The 13,508-nt window shown below is 73.1% G+C and carries 13 protein-coding genes; all 13 read left to right on the forward strand.

The annotated features are described in order from the left end of the window. Window positions 1-17 precede the first annotated feature (17 nt). The 13 genes from ABZ479_RS14840 to ABZ479_RS14900 all read left to right on the forward strand — a co-directional run bounded on the left by ABZ479_RS14840 (window position 18) and on the right by ABZ479_RS14900 (window position 13,481). On the forward strand, window positions 18-944 hold the full coding sequence (locus tag ABZ479_RS14840) for a GmrSD restriction endonuclease domain-containing protein (protein ID WP_500461956.1): 927 nt from the start codon (window positions 18-20) through the stop codon (window positions 942-944). Window positions 945-1,074: 130 nt separating this feature from the next. After that, the gene (locus tag ABZ479_RS14845; RefSeq protein ID WP_500461957.1) at window positions 1,075-1,716 is read left to right on the forward strand and encodes a SurA N-terminal domain-containing protein; all 642 of its coding nucleotides are present in this window, start codon (window positions 1,075-1,077) and stop codon (window positions 1,714-1,716) included. Window positions 1,717-1,805: 89 nt separating this feature from the next. Further along, entirely contained in the window at window positions 1,806-2,786 is a 981-nt protein-coding gene (locus ABZ479_RS14850; protein ID WP_500461958.1) for a nucleoside triphosphate pyrophosphohydrolase, read from the forward strand. A gap of 79 nt (window positions 2,787-2,865) precedes the next feature. Further along, window positions 2,866-3,438 (forward strand): DUF6479 family protein, encoded by a 573-nt coding sequence (locus ABZ479_RS14855; RefSeq protein ID WP_500461959.1) that lies wholly within the window; start codon window positions 2,866-2,868, stop codon window positions 3,436-3,438. Between the two features lie 153 nt (window positions 3,439-3,591). Beyond that, window positions 3,592-4,293, forward strand: a complete 702-nt coding sequence (locus ABZ479_RS14860) for an endonuclease V (RefSeq protein WP_500461960.1) — start codon at window positions 3,592-3,594, stop codon at window positions 4,291-4,293. After that, window positions 4,286-5,551, forward strand: a complete 1,266-nt coding sequence (locus ABZ479_RS14865) for a cytochrome P450 family protein (RefSeq protein ID WP_500461961.1) — start codon at window positions 4,286-4,288, stop codon at window positions 5,549-5,551. Before ABZ479_RS14860 ends, ABZ479_RS14865 begins: the two co-directional genes overlap by 8 nt. Window positions 5,552-5,667: 116 nt before the next feature. Then, window positions 5,668-6,669 (forward strand): transglycosylase family protein, encoded by a 1,002-nt coding sequence (locus ABZ479_RS14870; RefSeq protein WP_500461962.1) that lies wholly within the window; start codon window positions 5,668-5,670, stop codon window positions 6,667-6,669. A gap of 180 nt (window positions 6,670-6,849) precedes the next feature. Next, window positions 6,850-8,130: a phosphopyruvate hydratase gene (gene eno, locus ABZ479_RS14875; RefSeq protein ID WP_499600209.1), complete on the forward strand. Its 1,281-nt coding sequence runs from the start codon at window positions 6,850-6,852 to the stop codon at window positions 8,128-8,130. 82 nt (window positions 8,131-8,212) lie between these two features. Then, entirely contained in the window at window positions 8,213-8,710 is a 498-nt protein-coding gene (locus tag ABZ479_RS14880) for an FtsB family cell division protein (protein WP_499600210.1), read from the forward strand. Between the two features lie 29 nt (window positions 8,711-8,739). Further along, window positions 8,740-9,288: a DUF501 domain-containing protein gene (locus ABZ479_RS14885; RefSeq protein ID WP_500461963.1), complete on the forward strand. Its 549-nt coding sequence runs from the start codon at window positions 8,740-8,742 to the stop codon at window positions 9,286-9,288. Next, entirely contained in the window at window positions 9,285-10,226 is a 942-nt protein-coding gene (locus ABZ479_RS14890; RefSeq protein ID WP_499600212.1) for a Ppx/GppA phosphatase family protein, read from the forward strand. The genes ABZ479_RS14885 and ABZ479_RS14890 overlap by 4 nt, the downstream gene beginning before the upstream one ends. Window positions 10,227-10,590: 364 nt before the next feature. Continuing rightward, window positions 10,591-11,958, forward strand: coding sequence for an NAD(P)/FAD-dependent oxidoreductase (locus tag ABZ479_RS14895; protein WP_500461964.1), 1,368 nt, complete (start codon window positions 10,591-10,593; stop codon window positions 11,956-11,958). Between the two features lie 197 nt (window positions 11,959-12,155). Continuing rightward, a complete protein-coding gene (locus ABZ479_RS14900) occupies window positions 12,156-13,481 on the forward strand; it encodes a class I SAM-dependent methyltransferase (RefSeq protein WP_500461965.1) in 1,326 nt (441 codons plus the stop codon). Window positions 13,482-13,508 lie beyond the last annotated feature (27 nt).

Below are 13,508 nucleotides of genomic sequence, written 5' to 3' on the forward strand. Positions count from 1 at the left end.
CCCCCTAGAGTGCCAAGGTGCGTACAACCAGGGCGGGAACGGCAGCGGCAGCGGCGGCCGCCGCCGTGCTGCTCGGCGCGGGTCTGGCCGGTTGCACCGGCGAGGGCCTCGGCGGCGGCACGGGCAGCGGCGCCGGGAGCGACGGGGCGCCGAAGGGCAGCGCGCTCAAGGCGGTCGGCGACCTGGCGGTGAAGGGCAGAGCCCCCAAGACGGGCTACGCGCGGGACGAGTTCGGCGCGGCCTGGGCGGACACGGACCACAACGGCTGCGGGACCCGCGACGACATACTCCGCCGCGACCTCACCGGCACCTCCTACCGCGCCGACCGGGGCGGGGACTGCGTCGTCGCCTCGGGCACCCTCGCCGACCCGTACACCGGCAGGCGGATCGACTTCACGCGCGGCCGCAGCACGGTCGACATCGACCACGTCGTGGCCCTCAGCGACGCCTGGCAGAAGGGGGCCAAGTACTGGTCCCGAGACAAGCGTACGCAGATCGCCAACGACCCGCTGAACCTCCTCGCCGTCGACGGCCCGACCAACCGCGGCAAGGGCGACGGCGACGCGGCGACCTGGCTGCCGCCGGACAAGGGCTTCCGCTGCCCCTACGTGGCCCGCCAGGTCGCGGTGAAGAAGAAGTACGGGCTGTGGGTCACCGAGGCCGAGAAGGCCGCCATGGTGAAGGTGTTGGACACCTGCCCCGACGAACCCCTGCCGGACGACGGCAAGCCGGTGGCGTCCGGCGGGTCCGGCGGGTCCGGCGGGGACGGCGGGGACGGCGGCGGGGACGGGGACGGCAAGCAGGGCACCGCCCCCTCGCCGGACGCCACGTACGCGAACTGCGCCGCGGCCCGCGAGGCGGGCGCCGCCCCGCTGCACCGCGGGGACCCCGGCTACTCGCGCTCGCTGGACCGGGACGGCGACGGCGTCGCCTGCGACACCTGAGGTCCGGCGGATCGTTTGCGCAGTGTGTTGTGCAGAGTGCTGGATATCCCGGCGCCCCGCTCAATATCCTCGATCACTGCATCACTGCCAGGTCGTGCACCGTCGCTCGATCCCTTGCCGGGAGGCAAAAATGCTCCGCCGCAGGACTGCTCTCGCCGCCACCGCCGCCGCAGCCGTGTTGCTCGCGGCGCCACTGCTGACCTCCTGCGGCACACCGCACGCGGGCGCCGCGGCCGTCGTGGGCGGCGAGCAGATCACCGTGGAGTCGGTCCAGTCGAAGGTCGCCGCGGTCCGCGCCGCGCAGGAGAGGACCCCGCAGGCCGCCCAGCTCATCGAGGCCAGCAGCGATCTCCAGCGCAACGTGGTGCACCGGCTGGTGCAGAACGAGGTCATCGAGCGGGCGGCCGACGACATCGGTGCCTCCGTCACCCGGCGCGAGCTGCAGAAGGCCCGGGCGGACAGTGAGCTGCAGGCCGGCGGCAAGGAGGCCCTGGAGGCCCAGCTGCTGCAGACCTACGCGATGGTGCCCGCCGACATCGACGAGAGCATCCGCACCGACCTGCTGATGCAGAAGGTCGCCGCCCACTACGGCGCCGACGTGCAGACCCCCGAGGGCCAGACGGCGCTGATCAAGGTGCTGCGCGACACGTCGAAGAAGCTGGAGATCGACGTCAACCCGCGCTTCGGCACGTGGAACTCGGACAAGCTCGACCTGGACGCCACCAAGGACCCGTGGCTGAGCGAGGTCAGCCGCCGCGCCGCCCAGGCGTAGGGCGCCGCGCGACCGGGGCCGCAGCCGGGGCCGGGTCCGACCCTCGGGCCCGGCCCCGGTGCCGTCCGGCGGCGAGGTAGTTTCGTCGGGTGGACCACTCCGATGACTCCGCCCGCCCGGGCCGCCTGGTACTGCTGACCACCACCCACCGGGTCGCGCCCGGCCTGCTCTCCTGGCCCGCCTGGGAGCTGCTGCGCGCCGCCGACCTGGTCGTCTGCCCCGACCCGGGGAACCCGCAGCTGCCGTACCTGCGCGAGGCCGGGGTCCGTGTCGAGCCGTCCGCGCCCACCGGGCGGGAGCTGGTCGACCTCACCGGGGACGGCCGCACCGTGGTCTACCTGGCGGGCGGCGAGGGCGACCGCGCCGTCACCGACGAGCTGGCCCGGCTGGGCGGCTCCGGCCGGGTCCACATGCCGGACCTGGAGCTGCTGCCCGCCTCCTACGACCTGCCGGGCGCGCGGCTGCTCGACCTGGTGCAGGTGATGGACCGGATCCGCCGCGAGTGCCCCTGGAGCAGCGTCCGTACCACCGAGGAACTGGTGAAGTACGGCATCGAGGAGGTCTACGAGCTCGCCGAGGCCGCCGAGGAGGGCGACCGGGACGCCCTGCGCGAGGAGCTCGGCGACGTGCTGCTGCAGGTCGTCTTCCACGCGCGGATCGCGCAGGACGACCCGGAGGAGCCGTTCTCGATCGACGACGTCGCCGCCACCATCGTGGACAAGCTGATCCACCGGCACCCGCACGTCTTCGGGGACGCCGTCGCCGAGACGCCGGAGGACGTCCGCGAGCACTGGCTGCGCACCAAGGCGGAGGAGAAGCAGCGCGGCTCGGTCACCGAGGGCATCCCCCTCGGGCAGCCCGCGCTCGCCCTCGCCGCCAAGCTCGGCTCCCGGGCCCGCCAGGCGGGGCTGTCCGTGGCCGTCCCGGACCAGGACGCCGCGGACACCGGTGACCGCCTGCTGGCGCTCGCGCTCGCCGCCCAGGCGGCCGGCATCGACCCGGAGTCCGCCCTGCGGGCCGCCGCGCGCCGCTACCGGGACGCGATCCTGGAGGCCGAGAAGACCGGCTGACCAGCCGCGCGGTCCGGTTGCGGAAGATCCCCTTCCGGCGATGTGGGTCAGTTCGGGGCACAGCGGGTAAATGGGACGTATGCGAGCACTGGAACAGATCCAGCTGGCCGTGCCGCACGACTATCTCGTCGGCATCGCGCCACTGGTGGTGGGCATCTTCCTCGTCGGCATCCTCGTCGGCGCCGTCTCCATCGGTGTGTGGGCACGGAGCAAGGAGCCCCCACCGGAACAGAAACCGCAGCCCCGCGGCGGGGCGTGGCACACCCGCCAGGAGCACGGGCGGGAGACGTCGGCCGACCACGGCCCCGGCCACCAGGACGGCGAGCGGCACACGCTCACCGAATGGCGGGAACCGGACGAGTGGCCGCAGGACGGCATCCGGCACCTGCCGCACTCCCTCAAGGGCTTCGGCAACTGGGGCTCCCACGGGGTGAGCGGCCCGGAGGGCGGCACCCGCGGCCCCGCGGCCGGCGCCCGAAGTCCCGGGGACGTCCGCGGCACCGGTGACACGGGAACCCCCGGGGACACCCGGAGCGCCGCGGAGCGCCGCACACCGGCGGGCGCCGCGGGCGGTGCTCCGGGCGGCGCCCCCAGGGGCGGGCCGACGCGTTCCGGCCCGGGCCAGGAGGAGAGCGGCAAGGAAGAGCACTGACTCCCGCTTGGGCTCGGGCCCGGCCGGGGTCGTGTCGTCACCCCACCCCCGCCCTCGGCCGGGGGTGGGCGCCGTGCGCCGTCGAACCGTCCGAGCAGCCGGCTGCGCGGACGATCGTGCGCCTGCTGATGCGGCGCGCCTAGGCTCACGGCCATGCGCATCGACGTACCGCACGCGTGGCCGCGTGACGAGGCCGAGGCACTGGCCCTGCAGGACCGGCTCCGCCCGCTGGCGGATCACAGGGGACCCGGTCCGCGGCATCCGCGGTACGTGGCCGGACTGGACGTCGCCTACGGCGGCGGCCACGGTGCCGAGGGCGACGCCGTGGCCGCCGCCGTCGTCGTGCTCGACGCCGGGACGCTGGCCCCGGTCGAGCAGGTCACGGCGACCGCCCTGGCCGGTTTCCCGTACGTGCCGGGACTCTTCGCCTTCCGTGAGCTGCCCGTGCTGATCGACGCGCTGGAGAAGCTCTCCGTCACCCCCGATCTGCTGCTCTGCGACGGCCAGGGGCTGGCGCACCCGCGCCGCTTCGGCCTCGCCTGCCATCTGGGGGTGCTCACAGGGCTGCCCACCGCGGGGGTGGCCAAGACGCCGTTCGTCGGCACATGGGACCCGGCGGCGCTCGGTGACGCCCGGGGATCGACCGCGCCGCTGGTGGACGCGGGGGAGACGGTGGGCCGGGTGCTGCGCACCCAGCGGGGCGTGAAGCCGGTCTACGTCTCGACCGGCCACGGCGTCGACCTGGACACCGCCTGCCGCCATGTGCTGGCCCTCGCCCCCTCCTACCGCCTGCCGGAGACGACCAGGCTGGCCGACCGGCTCAGCCGCGACCGGCTAACGTCATGGGGTGCATGACAGCGTGACCCCCGACCCCGGCATCCCGCCCGCCCCCGAGCTGTTCGGCTGGCAGTTCGCGACCGATCCCTACCCCGCGTACGCGTGGCTGCGCGAGCACTCGCCGGTGCACCGCACGACCCTGCCCAGCGGGGTGGAGGCGTGGCTGGTCACCCGGTACGCGGACGCCAAGCAGGCGCTGGCCGACGCCCGGCTCAGCAAGAACCCCGTCCACCACTCCGAACGCGCCCACGCCAAGGGCAAGGTGGGCATCCCGGGTGAGCGCAGCGCGGACCTGATGACACACCTGCTGAACATCGACCCACCGGACCACACCCGGCTGCGGCGACTGGTCTCGAAGGCCTTCACCCCGCGCCGGGTGGCGGAGTTCGCGCCGCGGGTGCAGGAGCTCACCGACCGCCTGATCGACGGTTTCGCCGCCAAGGGCGAGGCGGATCTCATCCATGAGTTCGCGTTCCCGTTGCCGATCTACGCCATCTGCGACCTGCTGGGCGTCCCCTCCGAGGACCAGGACGACTTCCGCGACTGGGCGGGCATGATGATCCGGCACGGCGGCGGTCCGCGCGGGGGAGTGGCGCGCTCGGTGAAGAAGATGCGCGCCTACCTGCTGGAACTGATCCACCGCAAGCGCTCGGACCTCGGCGACGACCTGATCTCCGGGCTGATCCGGGCGAGCGACCACGGTGAGCACCTCACCGAGAACGAGGCCGCCGCGATGGCCTTCATCCTGCTCTTCGCGGGCTTCGAGACGACCGTCAACCTCATCGGCAACGGCACCTACACGCTGCTGCGCCACCCGGAGCAGCGGCGGTGGCTGCAGGACTCCCTCGCCCGCGGCGAGCGCGAGCCGCTCGCTACCGCCGTGGAGGAACTGCTGCGCTACGACGGCCCGGTGGAGTTGGCGACCTGGCGCTTCGCCACCGAACCGCTCACCGTGGGCGGGCAGTCGGTCGCCGCCGGCGACCCGGTGCTCGTCGTCCTGGCGGCCGCCGACCGCGATCCGGCCCGCTTCGCCGACCCCGACGCCCTGGACCTGACGCGCCGCGACAACCAGCACCTCGGCTACGGCCACGGCATCCACTACTGCCTCGGCGCCCCGCTCGCCCGGCTGGAGGCGCAGGCCGCGCTGGCGACCCTGCTGACCCGGCTGCCGGACCTCCGACTGGCCGCGGATCCGGCCGATCTGAGGTGGCGTGGCGGCCTGATCATGCGCGGTCTGCGGACCCTGCCGGTCGCGTTCACACCGCAAAGTGACTGACGTAGCGTCAGAACGTGATCTTGGCGTGATCCGTGAGACATCGACTTGTGATGCATGGGCCAAGGCGGCTACGGTCTGGCGCCATCGCAATGTTCGAACGTGAAAGGCGATGGCGCATGCTGAAGTCCGGGAACGGCCGACACCGCAAGCCGCGTCAGGCCCCGACCGCCATGGTCGCGGTCGCGGCGACCGGGGCGGGCCTCACGCTCCCCCTCTTCGCAGCGGGCGGCGCCAGCGCCGCCGACGCCAACAGCACCTGGAACGCGGTCGCCATGTGCGAGAGCGGCGGCCTGTGGAGCTCCAACACGGGCAACGGCTTCTTCGGCGGTCTGCAGATCACCGAGGAGACCTGGCAGCAGTACGGCGGCGACCAGTACGCCGAGCGCCCCGACCTCGCCAGCCGCAACGAGCAGATATCCGTGGCCGAGAAGATCCTCGCGGAACTCGGCCCCGACGCCTGGTCCGGCTGCGCCGACTCCTCCGGGCTCACCGACGCCCTCGACGGCCTGCTGCACGGCGGCCAGGACCACGACGGCCAGGGGGGCGACTCCACCGGCTCGGGCGACCAGGACACCGACGGTGACGGTGACGGCGCCACCTCCGGTGACGACACCACCGGCACCACCGCACCGGGCACCGGCGACGACACCACCGCCGTGCCGGAGGCCGACCCGACCCAGGGCGCCGACGCCTCCGCGACCCCCACCGCCGGCGACAAGGGCAAGGGCGCCGGCAAGCACCGCAAGCCGGACGCGGGCACCGCCACCGACGCACCCGCCGCCGGGAACGGCACGGCTTCCACCGGGACCCAGGAGCACGGCCCCAGCGGCCTGCCGGCCCACTTCGTCGAGGGCGAGGCCGCCTGGGGCGTCATCCCGCTCACGCCCGACACGCGCACCGAGACCAAGAAGGCCGACACCGGCCGGGCCAACGACGCGAGCGCCAAGACCACCACCGGCGGCCGCTACCTGGTGCAGGAGGGCGACTCGCTCTGCGAGATCGCGATGGAACAGCACGTGACGGGCGGCTGGCGCGGCCTGTACGACGCGAACCGCGACGTCATCGGCGACGACCCGAACGCGATCAGCGCCGGCTCGTACCTGAACCTCGGCCGCTGACCCCCGCACGCCGCCGGGCCGGGGGTCCACCCCCGCCCGGCGGACGCCTGCTGACATCGGGCTGAACTTTCTCCTCCGTTCCGAGCGCGCGCATGTCCATCCCCCGAGCGTGCCCGGCCGTGGCTTTTCGGGTCGGTTAGGCTCATGCCGAAACGAAGAGACATCCAGAAGGAGACTCACGTGCCGTCCATCGACGTCGTCGTAGCCCGGGAAATCCTCGACTCGCGAGGCAACCCCACCGTCGAGGTCGAGGTCGGCCTCGACGACGGCAGCACGGGCCGTGCAGCCGTCCCCTCCGGTGCGTCCACCGGTGCGTTCGAGGCCCTCGAGCTCCGCGACGGCGACAAGAGCCGTTACCTGGGCAAGGGCGTGGAGAAGGCCGTGCTGGCGGTCATCGAGCAGATCGGCCCCGAGCTGGTCGGCTACGACGCGACCGAGCAGCGCCTGATCGACCAGGCGATGTTCGACCTGGACGCCACCCCGGACAAGTCCTCGCTCGGCGCCAACGCCATCCTCGGCGTCTCGCTGGCCGTGGCCCACGCCGCCTCCGAGGCCTCCGACCTGCCGCTCTTCCGCTACCTGGGCGGCCCGAACGCCCACGTGCTGCCGGTCCCGATGATGAACATCCTGAACGGCGGCTCGCACGCCGACTCCAACGTGGACATCCAGGAGTTCATGATCGCGCCCGTGGGCGCGGAGTCCTTCTCCGAGGCCCTGCGCTGGGGCGCCGAGGTCTACCACACCCTCAAGGCGGTCCTGAAGGAGCGCGGCCTGTCCACCGGCCTCGGCGACGAGGGCGGCTTCGCCCCGAACCTGCCGAGCAACCGCGACGCCCTCGACCTGATCGTCGAGGCCATCAAGAAGGCCGGCTACCAGCCCGGCCAGGACATCGCGCTCGCGCTCGACGTCGCCGCCTCCGAGTTCTACAAGGACGGCAGCTACTCCTTCGAGGGCAAGTCGCTGTCGGCGGCCGAGATGACCGCGTACTACGCCGAGCTGGTCGACGCGTACCCGCTGGTCTCCATCGAGGACCCGCTGAACGAGGAGGACTGGGACGGCTGGAAGACGATCACCGACCAGCTCGGTGACAAGGTCCAGCTGGTCGGCGACGACCTGTTCGTCACCAACCCCGAGCGCCTGCAGCGCGGCATCGACAGCAACACGGCGAACGCCCTCCTGGTCAAGGTCAACCAGATCGGCTCGCTGACCGAGACGCTGGACGCGGTCGAGCTGGCCCAGCGCAACGGCTACAAGTGCATGATGTCGCACCGCTCCGGCGAGACCGAGGACGTCACCATCGCCGACCTCGCCGTCGCCACCAACTGCGGCCAGATCAAGACCGGCGCCCCCGCGCGCAGCGAGCGCGTCGCCAAGTACAACCAGCTGCTGCGCATCGAGGAGATCCTCGACGACGCCGCGGTGTACGCCGGCCGCTCCGCGTTCCCGCGCTTCAAGGGCTGACGTCGTCCGGTGCCGCCCGCCGCGCCCGCGGCGGGCGGCACCGTGCGCAGCAAGGGCCATCCGAACCCCACCGGAGGTGCACGTGCCGGATCGCTTCTCCACCGCGACGCGCATCCGTGCCCTCGGGGCACAGGCGCAGGCCCGCGTCTACCGCGCGGCCGGCCGTCCGCGGCCCTCGCTGCCGCGCGGCCGCAGCCGGCTGACCGGCCGGGCCGCGCTGCTGGCGCTGGTGGTCTGCGCCCTGGTGGTCGCCCTGGCCTACCCGATGCGCCAGTACGTCGCGCAGCGCTCGCAGATCGCCGACCAGCGCAAGCAGGCCGAGCAGGCGCGCAAGCGGGTCGACGAGCTGCGCGAGGAGAAGGCCCGCTGGCAGGACCCGGAGTACGTCAAGGCGCAGGCCCGGGCCCGGCTGCACTACGTACTGCCGGGCGAGACGGCGTATACGGTGGTGGAGCCCAGCGGAGCCGCGGCCCCCGACGGGTCCGGCGCCCGCCACAGCGACAGCGCCGCCCGCCGCCCCTGGTACTCCAACCTGTGGGACGGCGTGGACCACGCGGACGCCGCCGCAGCACACCGTTGACGCACGCCCCGAAAGAGACACGCCCAGGCATGGAAAAGCCCCCGCCGCAGACCGAGCCCGCCCCGCCCACCGAGGCGGACATCGCCGCCTTCAAGGAGCAGCTCGGCCGCCCGCCGCGCGGCCTGCGGGCCATCGCGCACCGCTGCCCCTGCGGCAACCCCGACGTGGTGGAGACCGCGCCGCGCCTGGAGGACGGGACGCCGTTCCCGACGCTGTACTACCTGACCTGCCCGCGTGCCGCCTCGGCGATCGGCACCCTCGAGGCCGAGGGCGTCATGAAGGAGATGACGGCCCGGCTCGCCGAGGACGAGGAACTGGCCGCCGCCTACCGCGCCGCGCACGAGGACTACATCGCCCGCCGGGACGCCGTCGAGGTCCTGGAGGGCTTCCCCAGCGCCGGCGGCATGCCGGACCGGGTCAAGTGCCTGCACGTCCTGGTCGGCCACTCCCTGGCGGCCGGCCCCGGGGTGAACCCGCTGGGCGACGAGACGATCGCGATGCTGCCCGAGTGGTGGCGCAAGGGCCCGTGCGTGAGCCCCTGCGGCGGCGCCGGCCGGGAGGAGGGCGAGGACTCGTGACCCGCGTCGCCGCCGTGGACTGCGGCACCAACTCCATCCGCCTGCTCGTCGCGGACGCGGACCCCGCGACCGGCGAGATCAAGGACCTGGACCGCCGGATGACCATCGTCCGGCTCGGTCAGGACGTGGACCGCACCGGCCGGCTGGCCCCCGAGGCCCTGGAGCGCACCTTCGCGGCCTGCCGCGAGTACGCGGGCGTGATCGGGGAGCTGGGGGCGCAGCGGCTCCGGTTCGTGGCCACCTCCGCCTCGCGGGACGCCGCCAACCGGGACGACTTCGTGCGCGGGGTGGTGGACATCCTCGGCGTCGAGCCCGAGGTGATCACCGGCGACCAGGAGGCGGAGTTCTCCTTCACCGGCGCCACCAAGGAGCTCGCCGGGCGGGCGGACCTCGAACGCCCCTTCCTGGTCGTGGACATCGGCGGCGGCTCCACCGAGTTCGTCGTCGGCGACGACCGCGTCACGGCCGCACGGTCGGTCGACGTCGGCTGCGTGCGGATGACCGAGCGCCACCTGGTCCGCGACGGCGTGGCCGTCGACCCGCCCACCGCCGATCTGATCGCCGCCATGACGCGGGACATCGACGCCGCCCTCGACCTCGCCGAGCGGACCGTCCCGCTGCGCGAGGCCCGTACCCTCGTCGGGCTGGCGGGCTCCGTCACCACGGTCGCCGCGATCGCGCTGGGTCTGCCCGAGTACGACTGGGCCGCCATCCACCACTCCCGCATCCCGGTCGGGACGGTGCGCGAGATCAGCGCCCGCCTGCTGGCGGCCACGCACGCCGAGCGCGCCGCGATCCCGGTGATGCACCCGGGCCGGGTCGACGTGATCGGCGCCGGGGCCCTGGTACTGCTGCGGATCATGGAGCGGACGGGTGCCCGGGAGGTCGTGGTCTCCGAGCACGACATCCTCGACGGCATCGCCTGGAGCATCGCCTGAGCAGGGCCTTTTCCATCTGAGCGGGGTCCGGGGGCGGGCGTGACACGCCCGCCCCGCGAAGTTCGTGAATTTCTTCACATGAAAGTTCCCGCCGGACGGCCCAACTCCCCGCGGCCGGGTCCCCCAGGAGCCCCAAGAACCCTTGCTGCCCACGTGTTTCGGCTGTGTTGCGGGACCGTGAAGAGGTGCCCCCGGATGCCGATCGCCGCTGGTCGGAGCGGGCGCTCAACGCCCGCGCGGCCCGCCGGGTTCCCCCCGGGCGCTGTGGTCCTGATCACGAAGCGGCGCAGTGTAGCAGAGGGCACCGGAAACCTTGTGAAGGGGCTCACGAGGTACCCCCTGGGGCGTGGTGAATACTCGAAGCATGAGCACCACGGAGCGTCCCAGGATCCTCGTAGTAGGCGGAGGGTACGTCGGCCTGTACGCGGCGCGGCGCATCCTCAAGAAGATGCGTTACGCGGAAGCGACGGTCACCGTCGTCGACCCGCGCTCGTACATGACGTACCAGCCCTTCCTGCCGGAGGCCGCCGCCGGCAGCATCTCCCCCCGCCACGTCGTGGTGCCGCTGCGCCGCGTGCTCCCCACGGCGGAGGTCCTCACCGGCCGGGTCACCACCATCGACCAGGACCGCAAGGTCGCGGTCGTCGAGCCGCTCGTGGGCGAGACCTACGAGCTGCCCTTCGACTACCTGGTGGTCGCTCTGGGCGCGGTCTCCCGCACCTTCCCGATCCCGGGCCTCGCGGAGCACGGCATCGGCATGAAGGGCGTCGAGGAGGCCATCGGGCTGCGCAACCACGTGCTGGAGCAGCTCGACAAGGCCGACTCCACCACTGACGAGGACGTCCGCCGCAAGGCGCTCACCTTCGTCTTCGTCGGCGGCGGCTTCGCCGGCGCCGAGACCATCGGCGAGGTGGAGGACATGGCCCGCGACGCGGCCAAGTACTACACCAACGTCAAGCGCGAGGACATGCGGTTCATCCTCGTCGACGCCGCCGACAAGATCCTCCCCGAGGTCGGTCCCGAGCTGGGCACCTGGGGTCTGGAGCACCTGCGCGAGCGCGGCATCGAGGTCTACCTCAGCACCTCCATGACCTCCTGCGTCGACAAGCACGTGGTGCTCGCCAACGGCCTGGAGGTCGACGCCTCCACCATCGTGTGGACGGCCGGCGTCAAGCCCAACCCGGTGCTCGCCAAGTACGGCCTCCCGCTCGGCCCGCGCGGCCACGTGGACACCGCCGCGACGCTCCAGGTCCAGGGCACCGACTACATCTGGTCGGCCGGCGACAACGCCCAGGTCCCCGACCTGGCCTCCGGCCCCGGCGCCTGGTGCCCGCCGAACGCCCAGCACGCGCTGCGCCAGGCCAAGGTGCTCGGCGACAACGTGGTGTCGGGCATGCGGGGCTTCCCGCAGAAGGAGTACAAGCACGCCAACAAGGGCGCCGTGGCCGGCCTCGGCCTGCACAAGGGCGTCGCCCTGGTCCGCTTCGGCAAGATGAAGCTGAAGTTCAAGGGCCGCCTGGCCTGGTACATGCACCGTGGCTACCACGGCATGGCGGTACCGACCTTCAACCGCAAGATCCGGGTGCTCGCCGACTGGACGCTGGCGATGTTCCTCAAGCGCGAGGTCGTCTCGCTCGGCGCCATCGAGAACCCGCGCGAGGAGTTCTACGAGGCCGCCAGGCCGGTCCCGGCCGCGGCGGTCCCCGCCGAAGCCGCGAAGGCCAAGGCCTGAGCAGGTAGCAGTACGGCCGAAGGGCGTCCGCCATCCGTGGGGCGGGCGCCCTTCGTCGTGCCCGTGTCCCTGGCTCCGGGGCACAGGACATGAGATGGGTAGAGGTAAAGAAGCGGTAGTGCGGGAATGTCGGTGTATCCCGCATCCGTTTCCCAGCCCAGTGGACCCGTCTTCATGGAGGCACGGAGGTACGCGCCATGGCCGATGCGGCCGGACGACTGACCGCCCTCGCCGAGCAGGCGCTCGGCGTTCCCATCCCGCTGCGCATCCGCGCGTGGGACGGCAGCGAGACCGGACCCCCCGACGCCCCGGTCCTGGTCGTACGGCACCGCCGGGCGTTGCGCCGGCTGCTCTACAAGCCCGGCGAACTCGGCCTGGTCCGCGCCTGGGTGGCCGGTGAACTCGACGTCGAGGGCGACCTGTACGAGGCCCTGGACCGGCTCTCCGGGCTCGTCTGGGAGCGCCCCACCGAGGGCGGCGGGACCTCGCCGCGCCGGCTGCTCGGCATCGCGCGCGACCCCGCCACCTACCGGCTGGCCCGCGAGGCCCTCGCCCTGGCCGGCCCCGGTCTGCCGCCGCCCCCGCCGCCGGAGGAGGTCCGCCGGCGTTCCGGCGTGCTGCACAGCCCGGTCCGCGACCGGCAGGCGATCAGCCACCACTACAACGTCGGCAACGACTTCTACGAGCGGGTGCTCGGCCCGTCCATGGTCTACTCGTGCGCCTACTGGGAGGGGCCCGACGCGACCCTGGAGGACGCCCAGCGGGCCAAGCTGGACCTGATCTGCCGCAAGCTGCAACTACAGCCCGGGCAGCGGCTGCTGGACGTCGGCTGCGGCTGGGGCTCGATGGTGATGCACGCCGCCGAGCACCACGGCGTCCGCGCCACCGGCGTCACGCTCTCCACCGAGCAGGCGTCCTACGCCCGCAAGCGGGTCGCCGACGCCGGTCTGGCCGACCGGATCGAGATCCGCGTGCAGGACTACCGGGCGGTCGACGACGGGCCCTACGACGCCATCTCCTCGATCGGCATGGCCGAGCACGTGGGCCGCGAGCGCTACCGGCAGTACGCCGGGGTGCTGTACGGGCTGCTGCGGCCCGGCGGGCGGCTGCTCAACCACCAGATCGGCCGCCGCCCCTGGGCGGACGAGGAGGCCTACCACGTCGACGAGTTCATCGACCGGTACGTCTTCCCCGACGGCGAGCTGGCCCCGGTCGGCTCCACCGTCGCCCGGCTGGAGGAGGCCGGGCTCGAGGTACGGGACGTGGAGGCGATCCGCGAGCACTACGCCCTGACGCTGCGGCAGTGGGTGGCCAACCTGGAGGCCCACTGGCCGGAGGCCGTCCGGCTCGCCGGGGCCGGCCGCGCCCGCGTCTGGCGGCTCTACATGGCGGCCTCCGCGCTCTCCTTCGAGCAGAACCGCATCGGCGTCAACCAGGTCCTCGCCGTCCGCCCGACGAAGGACGGCGGCTCGGGGATGCCCCGCACCCGGGCCGACTGGCTGGGCACGGGCCGGCAGGCCTGAACGCGCCCGGGGGCGGGGGCCGCACAC

Origin of the sequence: Streptomyces sp. NPDC005722 (assembly GCF_040630935.1) — a bacterium.
In the GTDB taxonomy this organism is placed as follows: Bacteria; Actinomycetota; Actinomycetes; order Streptomycetales; family Streptomycetaceae; genus Actinacidiphila.

Excerpts from the sequence above, each read along its gene's own strand:
- ABZ479_RS14845 (WP_500461957.1), top strand. The coding sequence starts at position 1,075 with ATGCTCCGCCGCAGGACTGCTCTCGCCGCCACCGCCGCCGCAGCCGTG.
- ABZ479_RS14855 (WP_500461959.1), top strand. The coding sequence starts at position 2,866 with ATGCGAGCACTGGAACAGATCCAGCTGGCCGTGCCGCACGACTATCTC.
- ABZ479_RS14860 (WP_500461960.1), top strand. The coding sequence starts at position 3,592 with ATGCGCATCGACGTACCGCACGCGTGGCCGCGTGACGAGGCCGAGGCA.
- ABZ479_RS14870 (WP_500461962.1), top strand. The coding sequence starts at position 5,668 with ATGCTGAAGTCCGGGAACGGCCGACACCGCAAGCCGCGTCAGGCCCCG.
- ABZ479_RS14885 (WP_500461963.1), top strand. The coding sequence starts at position 8,740 with ATGGAAAAGCCCCCGCCGCAGACCGAGCCCGCCCCGCCCACCGAGGCG.
- ABZ479_RS14895 (WP_500461964.1), top strand. The coding sequence starts at position 10,591 with ATGAGCACCACGGAGCGTCCCAGGATCCTCGTAGTAGGCGGAGGGTAC.
- ABZ479_RS14900 (WP_500461965.1), top strand. The coding sequence starts at position 12,156 with ATGGCCGATGCGGCCGGACGACTGACCGCCCTCGCCGAGCAGGCGCTC.